Source organism: Candidatus Poriferisocius sp., from assembly GCF_965208355.1.
GTDB lineage: Bacteria > Actinomycetota > Acidimicrobiia > Acidimicrobiales > Bin134 > Poriferisocius.
Window position 1 is genome coordinate 1,805,136 of record NZ_CBDBOM010000003.1, and the last position, 15,108, is coordinate 1,820,243.

12 protein-coding genes and 1 pseudogene are annotated in these 15,108 nt (G+C 64.2%); 2 read left to right on the top strand and 11 right to left on the bottom strand.

The annotated features are described in order from the left end of the window. The first annotated feature begins 5 nt into the window (after positions 1–5). The gene (locus tag ACOGXH_RS09655; RefSeq protein ID WP_419928894.1) at positions 6–1,208 is read left to right on the top strand and encodes an acyl-CoA dehydrogenase family protein; all 1,203 of its coding nucleotides are present in this window, start codon (positions 6–8) and stop codon (positions 1,206–1,208) included. Between the two features lie 31 nt (positions 1,209–1,239). On the opposite strand, the gene ACOGXH_RS09660 is transcribed toward ACOGXH_RS09655, so the two are convergent. From ACOGXH_RS09660 to ACOGXH_RS09685, 6 genes and pseudogenes are all read right to left on the bottom strand, one after another. Then, on the bottom strand, positions 1,240–2,019 hold the full coding sequence (locus ACOGXH_RS09660; protein ID WP_419928895.1) for an SDR family NAD(P)-dependent oxidoreductase: 780 nt from the start codon (positions 2,017–2,019) through the stop codon (positions 1,240–1,242). Between the two features lie 70 nt (positions 2,020–2,089). Further along, positions 2,090–3,004 carry a hypothetical protein gene (locus ACOGXH_RS09665; RefSeq protein ID WP_419928896.1) on the bottom strand — a complete coding sequence of 305 codons (915 nt, stop codon included), beginning with the start codon at positions 3,002–3,004 and terminating at the stop codon, positions 2,090–2,092. A 265-nt stretch (positions 3,005–3,269) separates the two neighbouring features. Continuing rightward, positions 3,270–4,049 (bottom strand): annotated as a pseudogene (locus ACOGXH_RS09670) (TIGR03619 family F420-dependent LLM class oxidoreductase); the annotation flags it as partial. Between the two features lie 40 nt (positions 4,050–4,089). Beyond that, on the bottom strand, positions 4,090–5,067 hold the full coding sequence (locus ACOGXH_RS09675) for an NAD(P)H-dependent flavin oxidoreductase (RefSeq protein ID WP_419928897.1): 978 nt from the start codon (positions 5,065–5,067) through the stop codon (positions 4,090–4,092). Positions 5,068–5,184: 117 nt separating this feature from the next. Continuing rightward, positions 5,185–6,072 carry a haloalkane dehalogenase gene (locus ACOGXH_RS09680; protein WP_419928898.1) on the bottom strand — a complete coding sequence of 296 codons (888 nt, stop codon included), beginning with the start codon at positions 6,070–6,072 and terminating at the stop codon, positions 5,185–5,187. A gap of 424 nt (positions 6,073–6,496) precedes the next feature. After that, the gene (locus tag ACOGXH_RS09685) at positions 6,497–7,609 is read right to left on the bottom strand and encodes an epoxide hydrolase family protein (protein ID WP_419928899.1); all 1,113 of its coding nucleotides are present in this window, start codon (positions 7,607–7,609) and stop codon (positions 6,497–6,499) included. 326 nt (positions 7,610–7,935) lie between these two features. Between ACOGXH_RS09685 and ACOGXH_RS09690 the strand changes: the two genes are divergently transcribed. After that, positions 7,936–8,526: a carboxymuconolactone decarboxylase family protein gene (locus ACOGXH_RS09690; protein WP_419928900.1), complete on the top strand. Its 591-nt coding sequence runs from the start codon at positions 7,936–7,938 to the stop codon at positions 8,524–8,526. 76 nt (positions 8,527–8,602) lie between these two features. On the opposite strand, the gene ACOGXH_RS09695 is transcribed toward ACOGXH_RS09690, so the two are convergent. The 5 genes from ACOGXH_RS09695 to ACOGXH_RS09715 all read right to left on the bottom strand — a co-directional run bounded on the left by ACOGXH_RS09695 (position 8,603) and on the right by ACOGXH_RS09715 (position 15,103). Further along, positions 8,603–9,805, bottom strand: a complete 1,203-nt coding sequence (locus ACOGXH_RS09695; RefSeq protein ID WP_419928901.1) for an amidohydrolase family protein — start codon at positions 9,803–9,805, stop codon at positions 8,603–8,605. Continuing rightward, a complete protein-coding gene (locus ACOGXH_RS09700; protein ID WP_419928902.1) occupies positions 9,802–12,228 on the bottom strand; it encodes a CaiB/BaiF CoA transferase family protein in 2,427 nt (808 codons plus the stop codon). The genes ACOGXH_RS09695 and ACOGXH_RS09700 overlap by 4 nt, the downstream gene beginning before the upstream one ends. Then, positions 12,225–12,641, bottom strand: coding sequence for a Zn-ribbon domain-containing OB-fold protein (locus ACOGXH_RS09705; protein ID WP_419928903.1), 417 nt, complete (start codon positions 12,639–12,641; stop codon positions 12,225–12,227). The genes ACOGXH_RS09700 and ACOGXH_RS09705 overlap by 4 nt, the downstream gene beginning before the upstream one ends. Then, the gene (locus ACOGXH_RS09710) at positions 12,638–13,801 is read right to left on the bottom strand and encodes a thiolase family protein (protein WP_419928904.1); all 1,164 of its coding nucleotides are present in this window, start codon (positions 13,799–13,801) and stop codon (positions 12,638–12,640) included. The genes ACOGXH_RS09705 and ACOGXH_RS09710 overlap by 4 nt, the downstream gene beginning before the upstream one ends. 123 nt (positions 13,802–13,924) lie before the next feature. Beyond that, on the bottom strand, positions 13,925–15,103 hold the full coding sequence (locus ACOGXH_RS09715) for an amidohydrolase family protein (protein WP_419928905.1): 1,179 nt from the start codon (positions 15,101–15,103) through the stop codon (positions 13,925–13,927). Positions 15,104–15,108 lie beyond the last annotated feature (5 nt).

Genomic DNA, 15,108 nt, shown 5'->3' on the forward strand with positions numbered 1-15,108 from the left:
GCCCCGTGGACGAATTCCCCGGTCGCTCGGAGCTCGTCACACTCGTCGAGTCGCTCGTGCCCGCCGACTGGCTCGACGCTGCCCGTCACGGCGACGAGGAGCGCTTGGTCTCGGCAAAAGCCGGTACAGACAACCCTGCCATCGTCCGTGCCCTCGGCGAGGCCGGATGGACCGCCCCGCACTTTCCCGACGACGCCGGCGGCCGAGGGCTCCCCCGGAACGAGGCGGAGGCAGTCTATCGGCTGCTCGACACCTGGGAGATCCCGCGAACGCCACGCGGGTCAGGCATGCCGCTCGCCGCACCAACGATCCTCGAGTGGTCTAGCGACGAGACGAAACGACGGCTGCTCCCGCCACTCGCGACCGGCGAGGAGCGCTGGTGCCAGCTGTTCTCCGAACCGGGTGCCGGTTCCGACTTGGCCTCCCTTGCCACAACCGCAGTTCGTGACGGCGACGAGTGGGTCGTCAACGGCCAGAAGGTCTGGACCACGTTCGGTCACCAGTCGGAGATGGCGATGCTGATCGCCCGTACCGACCCCGACGCCCCGAAGCACAAGGGCATCACGTACTTCGGACTCGACATGCGGGCTGACGGCGTCGAGGTTCGGTCGCTCGTCAACATGGCTGGGCAGGTCGAGTTCAACGAGGTCTTCATGACCGACGTCCGGGTGCCCGACCGGTGCCGCATCAGCCCGATCGGCGAGGGCTGGGCGGCAGCGATGACGACGCTCGGCGCCGAGCGACACGCGCTGTCGGGGTCGAAAAAGAAGCGCAGGGCGGGCGACGAGATCCTCGGCGGCAAGCCGCTGGCCGAGATTCTGACACGCGCCCAAAGCGGCGGCGTTGCAAGCGAAGCCGCAGTGCGTCAGCGCCTCGCCCGAGCGCATGCGGACAGCTGGACACTCGGTCAGAACACCCGGCGCTTCCAAGGGCCACAGGGCTCGATCACCAAGATCGCCAAGGCGACAGGCAACCAACAGCTGCAAGAGTTGGCGATGGAGATCCTCGGCGCCGACGCGCTTGCGTGGGAGTCCGGCGACGCCGACGCAGCCGACTGGATCGAGCAGTTCCTCCGCACGCGCGGCAACTCGATCGAAGGCGGCACGTCGGAGATCCAGCGCAACATCGTCGGCGAGCGGGTCCTCGGGCTCCCGCGTGAGCCCGACCCGTTCAAGGGCATCGCCTGGAAGGACGTTCCCCGCAGTTGAGTGTCAACTGGGGTCCAACCCCAGTTGACACTCAGCGCGGCATCTGGCCGTCGTCGACCTTGATCACCGTGCCGGTGACCGCATCAGAAGCCGGTGAGCAGAGGTAGAGCAGCGTCGAGTCGAGCTGGGCGGCCACACCCAGCCGCTTTCGCGGCATGCGGCCGGAGAAGTCGCCGATGCGCTCGAGCATCCCGTTCATCATCTCCGAGTGGAAGGCGCGCGGAGCGATGCCGTTCACGTTGATGTGGTTGCGAGACCACTCGACCGCCAGCACTTCGGTCATGCGCGTGATGCCGGCCTTGGTGATCGAATACAACGCAGCGCCATGGCCGTCGTAGCCGTAGCCGGTCATCGACGAGATGTTGATCTGACGACCGGGCCGCTTTTCGGCGATCAAGCGTTTTGCGTGCTCGACCGACAGCACGTACGGGCCACGGAGGTTCGTGTCGACCACGCGGTCGATCAGGTCGACGTCCATCTTGTGTGCCCGCTGGGCATCGGGCACACCGGCGTTGTTGACGAGGATGGTGATCGTGCCGAAGGCGGCCTCCGCTTCGGTGAAGCCGCCGATGATCGAGTCGGTGTCGGTCATGTCGATCGCCACCCCGACTGCAGTCCCGCCGTCGGCTTCGATCAGGGACACGAGTTCGTCGAGCCGCTCTCGTCTTCGTCCCGCGCCGATGACCTTCGCCCCGGCGGCGGCGAGGACGCGGGCGAACCGATGCCCGATGCCGGACGTCGCGCCCGTGATGAGCGCGACCTCGCCGGTCAGGTCGTGGGATACGTTCGGCAGCGGCAGGTCATCGGACACGCAATGAGGATGCCACACCTCACGCCTGGGTGTTCTCCAGAACCAAACCCATCGGACCGTCGCCGGCTGACTAAGGACCTGTCGGGTAGTCCGGATAGCTCGCCTTGAACACGCCCTGGTGGAGCAAGACCGTCGCCACGTGTCTACCGGTCTCCGGTGCGATCACCCGAGACTCGGTCCAGTACGACTCGACCCGTCGACTCTGGCCGATGCAGAGCACCTCTTTCTCCACCACATAGGGTTCGCCGACGAACAGGGGACCGTCCACTGCTCTGACCTCCAGGTCGATGAACAGACCGCTGGAGGGTCGACGCACACCGCGGGCGCCGCCACTCTTGTTGGTGAGCACGCTGTACATCTCGAACGGGACGATCGGCCGCCCCCACGGGTTCGCGGCTGAAGTGTACCAGGGGCTCGGTTCAGTGATCCGGTCGAGCTTCTCGCGCAGTGAAAATGGATAGCCCTCGCCGTTCGATGTCGTCATATCGATGGACTCCCCCTCCACCGTCACCCGATCACCCACCTGAATGCGATCGATGATGAAGAGTTCGTCGACGTCACTCTCTCGCTGCCGCGCAAGGCGAGCCTGCAGCGCAGTCGGCGCGGCGGGATCGACCGACGCCGTTCCCTCCAACACCGGTGCGCCGTCCCCCTTCTCGGCCGAGATCTCGGCGCGGTCACCACCAAGGTCGGTCAGCGAGGCGACGACGGACTCGCCCTCAAACACCATCGTCATGAAGTGCGAGCTGATACACCCGGACTCGAACCACCGACGCCCCCAGAGCTCGAACGCCAACGGGTCGATCTGGCTGAAGTGGGTGGTTCCCTCGATAGGTGCGCCAGCAAGTCCAAGCTTGGCCGCCACCGCCTCGTCATGGGTTCCGAGCTGACCCTGGAAGTTCTGTTCGGCCAGCATCTGGACCGGCAGGCGAGCGGGCCCGCGCAACGTCACGCCGTCACGGGCAACGGCGGTATCAAAGCTCATATCGACGAACTTAGGGGCATTGGGAAGCCCGTCACAATCGGGATCATCGCAGCCCCGTCACCGACCTCGAAACGTCCTGCGAATGTCCTCGACGACAATCTCCGCCTGCTCCCAGGCCCCGAAATGCCCGCCCTGGCGGTGTCAGCGGACAGTTTCCACGGCTGGTTCTCCGCTGGCTTGTCAACGTCGGGCGGAACACGAGTCATCGTAGATACTCCCAATTGGTTGACCGTTCCGAATCTTTACCGTGGCCTCGCATCGGAACTCAGAAGTGGTCCGTGCAGTCGTGCACCATGGCATCGAGGAGTGGCAAGACCTCGTCTCGTCCAGCAGGGGGCAGCGCGAAGATGACGCCCCCGACGCCGAGACTTTCGAGCCACTCGATATGGCTCGGGTCGGGCGGAGAACTCATCGTGATCACGTCGATGCCAGCGGGATCGCGACCGGCCTGCTCCGCGCGCCGCTTCAGTTCTTCGGAAGAAGAATCGAGCCCACCGGGGCCACGGCTGTCTTGGGGCATCCACCCGTCGCCGAACTCGATGATGTGGTCAAAGGTCGACGGGCCAGCTGCCGCTCCGACAATGATGGGCGGGTAGGGCTGCTGGAGAGGCTTGGGCCATATCTCGGTCGGTTCGATCTGGAGGTAGTCCCCCTTGAACTCGGCGACGTCCTCGGTCCAGATTTGGCACATGGCTAGACACCGTTCGCGAACAACGTCGCGCCGGGTCGGCCCCTCGACGCCGTGCTGGCGCGCCTCGTCGAGGTTCCATCCATAGCCAACGCCAAAGGTGAAACGGCCTCCGCTGAGATGATCGATCGTCGCCACCTCCTTCGCGAGCACAATCGGATCACGCTGCGCCACAAGACAGATGCCGGTCCCCACCCGCAGCGTCTTCGTCGCTGCCGCCGCGTGCGCCAGCGCAACGAACGGGTCATACAGCCGCTTGATCACGTCCGGGATGGGGTCACCAGTCGGGGCCAGCGTGCGGCTGGTGGGAGTGTTCGTGTGCTCCGGCAACCAGAGCGTGTGGAACCCTCGATCCTCAAGGACGGCCCCAAGCTAAACAACGTCCCTAGGGTTCACCCTAACTGACCATCCCGCTTAGCCGGGCAGTGATGATCGCTTCCGCGTCGGCCACGATGCGATCGACGAGTTCCTGCACTGTCGGGATGTCGTCGATCAGGCCCTGCACGAGACCAGCCGACCAGATACCACCGTCGGGGTCGCCGTCCTTCATAGCCTTCTGACCACGGCGACCGGCCACCAGATGCTGGACGTCGCTGAACTCGGCGTCGCCCTTCGATTCGATCTCGACGACCTCGGAGCTCACGTCGTTCTTCATGACCCGCGCGGTGTTGTGGAGTGTGCGGAAGATGAGCTTGGTCTGGCGCTCGTCGTTCTCGACCATGCGCTGCTTGAACGCGTCGTGGATCGGCGCCTCCTCGGTGACACAGAAGCGGGTCCCCATGTTGATGCCGTCGGCACCGAGCGCAAGCGCCGCAGCTAGGCCGCGGCCATCGCCGAAACCACCCGAGGCGATCATGGGAATCGACACCTTGTTGGCCGCAGCGGGAATCAACACGAGGCCGGGGATGTCGTCTTCGCCGGGGTGGCCCGCGCACTCGAACCCGTCGATCGAGATGGCATCGACTCCCATGCGTTCAGCCGACAGGGCGTGTCGGACCGCCGTGCACTTATGGATGACTTTGATGCCGTGCTCCTTGAAGTGATCGACGTGCTCTTGGGGCTTGTAGCCTGCGGTCTCGACGATTTGGATGTCGCCTTCGATGATCGCCTCGCGGTACTCCGCATACGGTGGCGGTTTGATCGCCGGCAGGATCGTGAGGTTGACGCCGAACGGCTTGTCGGTCATCTCCTTCGTGCGAGCGATCTCCCTGGCGAGATCCTCCGGCGTGGGCTGGGTCAGCGCGGTCAAGAAGCCGAGCGCACCGGCGTTGGCGACCGGGGCAACCATCTCGGCGTAGCCCACCCACTGCATGCCGCCCTGGACGACCGGGTGCTCGACTTCGAACATTTCGGTGAATCTCGTCTGAATGGTCATCGGATCTGCTCCTGGTTAGTTGGCCTCGTGCCGAGGATTGCAACCGCGGTGCGGTAGCGGCGATGGTCGTCGACGTGCGTGGCACCAGTCACGGAGATGCGCCCGACTCCCTCCACCTCAGTTGACTCTCGCATACCAATCCGACAATGCTTCCCCGATCTCATGCGGGCAGTCCTCCTGGATGAAGTGAGAACCCTCACCGACATGGACGACGTCGGTGTTGACGAACGTCTCGCGTACCTTCTGGGCTTCTCTCTCCTTGATGCCGGCGCCGGGGGTTGTGTAGAGACACAGCTTGGGGATCTTGGACGTCGATAGCCAGTCGCGCCAGGCAACGAAAGCGTCGCCCACGGGGGTTCCTCCCTCGGCATCGTAGGGCACCTCCTGCGGCCATACCCAGAGGGGGCGTCGACTCTCCTTCGTCGGGTATGGCGCGGCGTAGACCGCCAGTTCCTCCTTAGTGAGATCTCTCTCGATAAGGGAGGGGAGCATCTTCTTGATCAAGAGGTTGAGATGTCCGACTATGAACTTCCCGAAGAGGTCGTTCCTGATGAACGCGGTCCCGATCCGGACGCTCAAGGGAAGTTCCTTCACGGGCGGTACATCGTGCAACGACTCCATGAACGCAATCGCTTTCACGTTCCCCGGATTCTCGGTCGCGTAGTGAAAGCCGAGGCCAGAGCCCCAGTCGTGCACGACCAGAGTCAGATCCTTCAGGCCGAGCTCCTCGATGAAACCGCGGAGGTAGCGATAGGAGTCCATGAAGCCGTACTGGATGTCAGGTTTGTCGGACTTCCCCATCCCGATCAGATCTGGAGCGATACACCGACCTTGGCCATCAAGGTGCGGAATCACATTGCGCCATAGGTAGTTGGAGGTGGGGTTTCCGTGCAGAAACAGAATGGGACCCCCCTCGCCCTCGTCGATGTAGTGGATCTTGCTCCCATGCACAGCTGCGTATTTGGAATCGAACGGAAAGTCAGGCGAAATCGGACGGGTGGACATGGGTGTCATCGCTCCAGGGGGGGGTTAGGTGACTCTTGAAGAGTAGTTTCACGACCAAAATTGATTCGGGCTACAAGGGTGCTTTGCAGGATTGCGAACGTGGGGCGGGGCCATGCGAACTCGAAAGAGGTGGAAAAGCGCTACACCGATCACTGGTCAAACGTCGCGGATCATCTCGAACATCAAGGACACAAGACTTCCGCGCCGGCTCGGTAGGTGCGCCAGCAAGTCCGAGCTTGGCCGCCACCGCCTCGTCATGGGTTCCGAGCTGACCCTGGAAGTTCTGTTCGGCCAGCATCTGGACCGGCAGGCGAGCGGGCCCGCGCAACGTCACGCCGTCACGGGCAATCGTGGTATCAAAGCTCATATCGACGAACTTAGGGGCATTGGGAAGCCCGTCACAATCGGGATCATCGCAGCCCCGTCACCGATCTCGAAACGTCGTTCGAATGTCCTCGACGACGATCTCCGCCTGCTCCCAGGCCCCAAAGTGCCCGCCCTGGCGGGCGTTCCTGCTGTAGACGAGATTGTAGTACCGCTCGTGGTAGGGCTGCGTCCACACATTCTCATGTTCGAAGAACGTCAGACCGGTCGGTACGGGCACCACCGGCCATTCGACGCGATCGGGCGTCCATGGGTTGGCATTGGCCTCGTAGTAGTAACGGATGGACGTAACGAACGTGTCCGTGAGCCAGTAGATCATTACCCCGGTGAGCAGGTCGTCCTTCGAGAAGCACGCCTCGACATCGCCGTCGCAGTCACTCCAGCTCCGACGCCGCTCCAGTAGCCAGGCGAGCATTCCGACCGGCGAGTCGTGCATCGCCCAGGCCAGGGTCTGGGGGTCGATCATTGAGGTGGCGACGTGGACCGCGGCGCGGCGCAAGTCGACCTGCCACGGCGTCGGACTGTTGCAGTGCCGATCGAGAGCAGGCGCTGACGTCTGGTGGATCGCGATGACCTGCTGCGGGTACCGATGCCCGAGCTGACTCGTGATCAGCGAACCCCAGTCTCCCCCATGAGCGAAGAATCGCCTATACCCCAGCCCGTTCATCAGCTCAACCCACAAGTCGGCGGTTTCCCAGAAGTTGACACCGGGCCTGGTCAGCGGGGAGGAGAAGCCGAATCCTGGCAGCGAAGGGACGATGACGTCGAAGGATTCGTTCGGGTCTGCGCCGTAAGCAGCGGGATCGGTGAGAGGACCGATCAACCGAGACATGTCCCAGAAGGTCATCGGCCACCCGTGGCTGAGGATCAGTGGGCGGGGCGCCGGGCCCTTCCCCGGCTCGTGGATGAAGTGGATCGGAATCCCGCTGAGAGTCGCGCGGTAGTGGGAATAGCGATTCATAGTGCGCTCGACAGAGCGCCAGTCGTAGTGGTTCTGCCAGTAGTCGACCAACTCCCGCAGGTAGGTCCCGCTGACACCGTAGCGCCAGTCTTCGTTCGCATACTCGTGAGACCAGGTCGTGGCGGCCAGCCTCCTCGCTAAATCCTCGAGTTGTTCCCCCGGCACTTGGATCTTGAAGGGTGCCTTCTCCACTTCGCTGGCCCTCCTTTGGCCGTCAATCTGCTCCCTCAAAGCAACCTAGAACAGCCCTCCATTCAGGACATCGTCGCTGGCTTGGACTATCCGTGGCTCGTACTCCTACGTATCGGGACAGTTGCGACATCATAGCATAATTTGTCTATTTGTGCAGGCGCGGGTTATAATCCGAGTAACCGTTCGGCGCGAGCCATGCATCTGGACGGGTCGTCTCGTGTCGGGAGGCAGTCTTGCCGCTCCTCGTTGCAGGTGACGCGCTACTGTGCAGCCGCGTCTAAGTCCAGGTTGCACGTCTGTAACAACCCCAATCAGGAGGATCCAAGATGACTCGTGTGCCACTCGTACCGCCCGACGCAGACATTCCGGTCCTGCAGCAGATCGATGCTGGCTCTCGCGAACGCGGGTATGCCGTCCTGGATATCTACCGCGTCCTCGCGCACCGTCCCTCCCTGCTCGAGGCGTTCAGCGGTCTCGGGTACGCAATGCCCATCGGCGAGGACGGCGGCGATCTCTCGATCGGTCGCGTCACGATGGAACTCGTGGTGATGCGGATCGCAGAGCAGACAGGATCGGCGTACGAACTCGCCCATCACGAGCCGGTGTCGCTGGCCGTGGGTGTGAGCCAAGAGCAGCTGGACGCGCTTCCTACATGGCAACTGAGCGGCCTGTTTTCGGACCGTGAGCGTGCAGCGCTCGCGATGACGGACGCCCTCATCGCCGGGCCGGACGTCCCCACTCAAGTGTTCGACCGCTGCGCCGAATTGTTCGACACCGTCGAACTCGTCGAGCTCGTGCTCCTAGCGTCGTGGTATTGCTGCATCGTGCGCTTCTGTGGTGCTCTCGACCTTGACGTCGAGGCCGACCACGAAGAGTACGTGCGGGCATGGGCTGCAGTCGCGTCCGACAGAAGCTGAGCCAATTCGACGCCGGACTACAAGCCGTTCCGCACCGGGCCGCACAACGGGTGCAGCGGCCACCCGACCTCAGCGTTTACTCGATGATCGCTGGCTCGAAGTTGAACACGCGCATAGCGTTTCCCTGCAACACCTTGTGGCGCTCCTCGTCGGAGTAGCCGGCGAGCATCTGGTGTACCACTTCGGCGGAGTTGGGCCAACGGCTGTCGCCGTGCGGGAAGTCAGTTTCGACCATGACGTTGTCGAAGCCGATAGCGTCGAGGTTGCGCGCTCCGAACTGGTCCTCGATGAAGCAGCCGAAGATGTGGTCGCGAAAGAGCGCCACCGGATCATCGGGGAACGTGCCCGGCCGGGCGGGATGCGCCACCATCTGCGAGGGACGCGTGGGGCTCGGCCGGTAGTCGTTCTCGACGAGGTAGTGGTACTCGTTCGACATATAGGCCGCACGTTCGAGCACGTACGGGATCCAGCCAATCTGGCCTTCGGAGAGCACCACCTTCAGGTTGGGGAACTGCTGTAGGAAACCTGAGAAGAGCCAGTCGACCATCGGCGCGGCAAGGTTCAGATTCGTCATCACGCCGTGCACGGAAAAGGGCTGATCCGGTGACGTCTCGGGCACGTGCGACGACGAACCGAGGTGGATGCACAACGGCATACCTGTGTCGTTGGCCGCCGCGAACACGGGGCACCAGTGCGAATCGGCACTGTGGATCGACGGCAGACCCAGCCGGTACGGGTTCTCGCTAAAAGCGATCGCTTTCGCTCCCTTCGCTGCGCAACGCTCAATCTCCGCAACGCAGAGAGCAGTGTCCCACATCGGTGTAAGGATCAGCGGGATGAATCGGCCGGGCGCGGCGCCCGACCACTCGTCGAGCATCCAGTCGTTGTAGATCTGCAGGCACGTGAGCGCCACGTCCTTGTCAGCTGCTTCGAGGAACGTCTGACCGCAGAACCGCGGGAAGCTCGGGAACACCACTGACGCCAGGACCCGGTCGGTGTTCATCGCGTCGACACGGGCGTCGAGGTCGTAGCACGCGGGGATCATCTGGTCGTAATTCACTGGCAGTGGGTCGATCTCCTCGGTTGGCCTGCCGATCGCGGCGATTAGACCGGGAAGCACGATCTGTTTGCCGTCGTACAGCCACGTGTCATAGCCGTCGATCCGCTCGACCCGCGGCACCCGGTCGCGCATCGCCGCAGGAGCGCGCTCCACCCATAGATCGGGCGGCTCGACGACGTGGTCGTCGACGGAGATCAGCCAATCCTTGGTATCGATCATGTGCTATCCCTTTCATTGGATCGCATCGTTGTGGTCTCCTGACCGGGACGGGGAACGCCTCGCGGCCAGTCGCCGATCACGTCGTCGGCTGTAAGCGCGGCGATCGAATCAGCATCGAGCCCCAGAACGTCGCCGAGCACCTCAGCGTTGTGCTCGCCGAGCATCGGCGCCCTGGCGCGGGACCACCGGTCGACCGAGGCGAAGCGAAACGGCAGCGTGCCGACCGGATACCGCCCACCGAGGGGATGCTCAAGCTCCTCGAAGTGTTGCCGCGCCCGGAGTTGCGGATGTTCGGCCATCAGTCGCGGGTCGCGCACAACCCCGGCAGGAACGCCGCAGGCGGTCAGCATCTCTACGGCCGACTCGACGTCGACCGTCGCCGCCCACGCCATGATGTGCTCGTCAAGCACATCGTGGCGAGCACGCCGACCGACGGCGGTCGCCAGTTCCTCGTGCTCGGTCCATGCTGGGCGGTCGAGGGCGTTGACGAACGCACCCCACTGTGCGTCGGTCTCGATCGACAGGGCTAGCCAACGCTCGTTGCCGCGGCAGGCGTACAGGCCCTGTGGGGCAGCATCGGGTGAACGGTTGCCGTCACGCTCGGTGACGCGGCCGTAGGCGCTGTGAACGACGATAGATTCGGCGGCCGCATTCAACGCCGCTTCGACCATCGTCGCTTCGACCAGGCACCCCTTGCCAGTCTCCTCGCGCTGGTACAGGCCTACCAACGCAGCGAACGCAGCGTGGCCGCCGGCGAGCGGGTCGCACGGGCCGCGTGGGTTCTGCGGGCTTTCGTCCGGATACCCGGTGATCCACGACATGCCGGTGGCCTGTTCCATGGTCTGGGCGAACCCGACGTTGTTGCGCCACGGCCCGTCCAGGCCGAACGCGGGCATGCGCACCATGATCAGCCGCTCGTTCAACGCGCTGAGCCGCGACCAACTCAAGCCGAAATTCTCAAACACGCGCGGCGAGAAGTTCTCGATGAGGACATCGGACGCGAGGACGAGCCGATCGAGCAAGCGTTGCCCCCCATCCGTTGCTAGGTTGACCGCTACCCCGCGCTTGCCCACATTGGTGGTCAGGAACAGCGGGCTGCGCTCCCACCATTGGGGGAGGTCGGCCAGCTCAATCGTCGCGGTTCGCACGGCTGTTCGAGCGCCGTCGAGGCGCTCGGCAGCTTCGACGTGGATCACCTCAGCGCCGAGGTAGCCAAGCAGCTGCGCACTCGACGGGCCTGCCCACCACGATGTGACATCGAGAACGCGAAGACCGGCCAGCGGCAACTCAGGCCGGGCTGCGGGCTCCGGGCGGCGGACACCGCGTAGCGCTACCCTGCCGTTGTGTTCCCCGTGCGACGGGGACGGTGCACTCACCGTGGGTCGCTTGCCGTCGACTTTGTACGGCGGCGCTGGATGGTCGAAAGTGCCGCAGACGGAACGGACGAACGCCGCGCGGCTACGAAAATGATCGTTGTCAAGGACGGTGGCCCCGTTGTGCACAGGAGCAACAGGAATGCGCAATAGGGACGCAGGTTCGATGATCTCAGCAGCGGTCTGCCGTGCCGTCCAGGGGTGTACGAACGCATTCCATTCGTCGAGACGACGAGAGCGCGTGACCGAACTTGCCCAGTCGTCATCGCCGAGTAGGTCGCCGCGCTCGATCAACACCAGAAAGTTGTCGAACTGGTCGCGGGTGTTGGTGTTGAAGCCCACCCAGCCGTCGGCAGTCGGCTCAATTGAGGGAGCTTCGATCGTCCGCGGCGGCCGATCGATTGGCGGGCGCCCGGCCAGCGCGTACTCGACCTGGGCGAAGCGGGTCCCGGCGAACGTGCCGGTCTCTAGCATCGACAGATCGATCACCTCGCCGCCGCCGCCATGCTGAGTGCGTCGCACAGCTGCCAACGCAGCGACCGCTCCGTACACCCCGGCCACCCAGTCGAACACGCGGCCCGCCACTTGCACCGGCGGTCGATCGAGCCGGCCCCGGGTCGCCAACGATCCGCTCTCAGCCTGTAGCACGAAATCTGAGGCTGGCCGATCCACCCACGGCCCCGTGCGCCCGAACGGCGAGATCGACAGCACCACCAGATCAGGGAACCGCCGGCGCCAGTCGTCCACCCGATCAGATGCCATGGCCGTGTCGACAACCACTAGTTCGGCGTCGGCGACCAAACTGTCGATGTCCGGCGCAGTCAGGTCGTCGGCGACGATCGCCCGCTTGCCCTGATGGAGGAAACGGAACAAAGCCCCGTCGCGGTCGGAATCGGCGGTGACACCACGACGCCGCAACGGGTCACCGCCCGACGTCTCGACTTTTACTACGTCGGCGCCGGCGTCGGCCAGTAGCTTGGTCGCGTAAGGCCCCGTGACCCCTGTGGAGAAATCGAGTGCCCGAACGTTCGTGAGGATGCGCATGCTCATGCCGGCTCGAAGTAGGGCAACAGCGCCCCGTCGGTGATCCGGTGAAAGACGACGTTGACGCGCAGTCCACACACGACGTCGTCGGTGTCGCATCCGACCATGCTGCTCGTGAGCAGGAAACCCTCGTCCAGCTCAACGATCACCGCGGTATACGGTGTGGTGAATACGGAGGATTGCGGATGCCACACCGTCGACCAGCTGTAGACCATTCCCGCACCCTCGCTGCGCGTCCACTCGGGGTCCGGCGCGTGGCAGCGGCGGCACCGCGTGGCCGGGTGGCCCATTGCGAGACCGCACGCCGCGCAACGCTGGTAGAGCAGTACGCGGCGGGCACAGCCGTCCCAGAACGGTTGCGAAACGGCGGAGGCCCGAGGCGATGGGATCTCGCCGAGTTGGGGTGCTAACGCGCTCATGGTCGGTGCCCGCCAAGGATCATTACCTCGCAGCTCAAGGCCCCGGCGCCAGCGTTGGCTGCTAAGGCGATGTCGACGTTGTCAACCTGATTGCTGCGGCACGACCCCTGGATCTGGTGCATCGCTCGCACCACTCGCTGCAGCATTTGACTGCTGCCGGGGTGGCTGTACGACATCAGACCGCCGTCCGTGGCGACCGGCAGCGAGCCGCCAGCACCGATTTCGCCACTCATGACGAAGTCGACAGCCTCGCCCGGACGACAGAATCCAAACGCCTCGAGCTGGCGTATCACCTCGAACGAAAACGCGTCGTAGAGCTCGGCGACCGCGACGTCGGCAGGCCTGAGGCCCGCCTGGGCGAAGGCTCGATTGGCGGCGCGTGCGCCGAGCCACCCGTTGGGCGTGTCATCGCCATTCCAGCCACGTAGGTCCCACGCCGGTCCGGTGTGGTAGCCCGGTCCTAGTGTGTCGCCGCTCACCCCGTGGATGTAGACGGCCGGGTGGTCCAGGTCGGAGACACGGTCGGCGCGCATCATGACTAGCGCCGAGCCTCCCTCCGACGTCATTGCGCAGTCGAGGACGTGGAACGGCTCTGCGACCATCGGCGAGGCGAGCACGTCGTCAGCGGTGAAGGGCCCGCGCCCGCTGTATACGGCGTCCGGGTTGACGTGCCCGTTGTTGCGAATGGTGGCCGCGACGGTTGCCAAGTGCTCTGGTTTGGTACCGAACATTTCCATGTGGCGGCGAGCGGTCAAGGCGAACTCGACCGCGGTGTACAGCCCGAATGGCTCCACGAATTCGTGTGCCGGTCTTGTCCACGGTGCCGTGGCGGAACGATCGCGATAGACATCGGCATCGCCAGCGACGACGAGGGTGACGTCGACCAATCCGGCGCCGATCGCAGCAGCCGCAGCGGCAACGGTGCCGATGCCGGCGAGCTCACGCCTGACGAGGACAGGGCCGAGCCCGAACTCGAACACCACATGCGGTGCGACGTCGCCAAATACGCCATCCACCTCGGCCGCCTCGACACCCGCTACGGTGAGCGCACCGACGGCCGCCTCCAGGGCGATCGAGACCGAGGTGTGTCCCTCAAGCTTGCGGGCTTGGGTTGTGTTGAACCCGGCGCAAAGGACCACGCCAGCGAACGGGTGAGTCACGCCTACTCTCCACCTTCGCGTGCTGCGGCTGAGCAGGCGCCTACTGCGGTGACGTTTTCGAGCGCGTTGATAACGCAGATGGCGTCGAGGGTGCGCATCGGGCGAGTACGGCGTTCACCGGGATCAGGCGGCGATGGCCGGGGTCGGGAGGTCGGAGGTGTCGAAGCCGTAGAGCTCGGCGCACGTTGTCTGCAACATGAGCTGCTGCTCGTCAGTTGGGACGCCTTCGAGCATCTCGCCGAGTATCGATGTCGAATACGGGTGAGTGCTCTCGGCATGGGGGTAGTCGCTCCCCCACATCAGGTTGTCGACGCCCAGTTCATGACGGCGTTGGACCAGACCCGCGTCCTCAGTGAAGCTGATGTAGACGTTCTGCCGGATGAAGTCACTCGGTAGTGCGTCATTCTTGAATGGAGCGACGGCGTCGATGACGCGCATATTCGTGCGGTAGTTCCAGTCGAGTCGCTCCATCAACGGAAACACCCAGCTTCCCTCGTTCTCGACCGAGACGACCTTCAGGCCCGGGTGGCGCTCGAACACTCCCGAGTACACCATTTCGGTGAGCGAGCTCCGGATGTTGAAGGCCGGTCCGTTCACCATCATTTGGATGCCGGCATAGTCTGTCGTCCCATCGCCGGGCAGTGCAAAGAGCAACGGATCGGGCCAACGTGTGGTGGCGATGTGCATCTGAAGCGGGATATCGAGGTCGGCCGCCGCAGCCCACAGCGCGTCGTATTGCGGCGAGGGGTAACCGTGCGGATTGCGAACGGGAACGAGCGCGGCCCGCGCCCCCTTCTCCTTCGTCCGAGTCAACTCGGCGACAGCGGCGTCCGCGTCGTCGACGTTGAGCATGACAGCAGCACCGATGCGGTCAGGATGTGCGGCCGAAAACTCTAGCAACCAGTCGTTCATGGTGCGCAGATAGTGGTCCAGCTTTGTTGTGTCCTTGACGTGGTTGTAGAACACCATCGTAACGGTTGGAAAGGCTATGCCGCCGTGGACGCCGTCAGACTCCAGGTCGGCGAGCCACGCATCGGGATCGTATGCGCCAACCGGAACGTCCGTCTCGAAGGAGCAGTCCTTCCAGGTCCGTGGGCTCCAACGGTCTGGCCTGTCCGCGTCGTCGAGGAAACGGTCACCGGCTCGCGCGGGAAGGAAGGGCGGGAAGGTGTCGGACTCGCCGACCCGCCATACCTCGCCGCCCTCGCGTCGAACCACACGCGGCGCTTCGTCTCGATACTCCCGGTCGACGCGGGTCGTGAACAGATCGGGCGGTTCGACGACGTGGGTGTCAGAGGACAACCTCC

Coding starts and splice junctions, on each gene's coding strand:
- ACOGXH_RS09665 (WP_419928896.1), bottom strand. CDS start 3,004: ATGAGCTTTGATACCGCCGTTGCCCGTGACGGCGTGACGTTGCGCGGG.
- ACOGXH_RS09675 (WP_419928897.1), bottom strand. CDS start 5,067: ATGACCATTCAGACGAGATTCACCGAAATGTTCGAAGTCGAGCACCCG.
- ACOGXH_RS09680 (WP_419928898.1), bottom strand. CDS start 6,072: ATGTCCACCCGTCCGATTTCGCCTGACTTTCCGTTCGATTCCAAATAC.
- ACOGXH_RS09690 (WP_419928900.1), top strand. CDS start 7,936: ATGACTCGTGTGCCACTCGTACCGCCCGACGCAGACATTCCGGTCCTG.
- ACOGXH_RS09695 (WP_419928901.1), bottom strand. CDS start 9,805: ATGATCGATACCAAGGATTGGCTGATCTCCGTCGACGACCACGTCGTC.
- ACOGXH_RS09700 (WP_419928902.1), bottom strand. CDS start 12,228: ATGAGCATGCGCATCCTCACGAACGTTCGGGCACTCGATTTCTCCACA.
- ACOGXH_RS09705 (WP_419928903.1), bottom strand. CDS start 12,641: ATGAGCGCGTTAGCACCCCAACTCGGCGAGATCCCATCGCCTCGGGCC.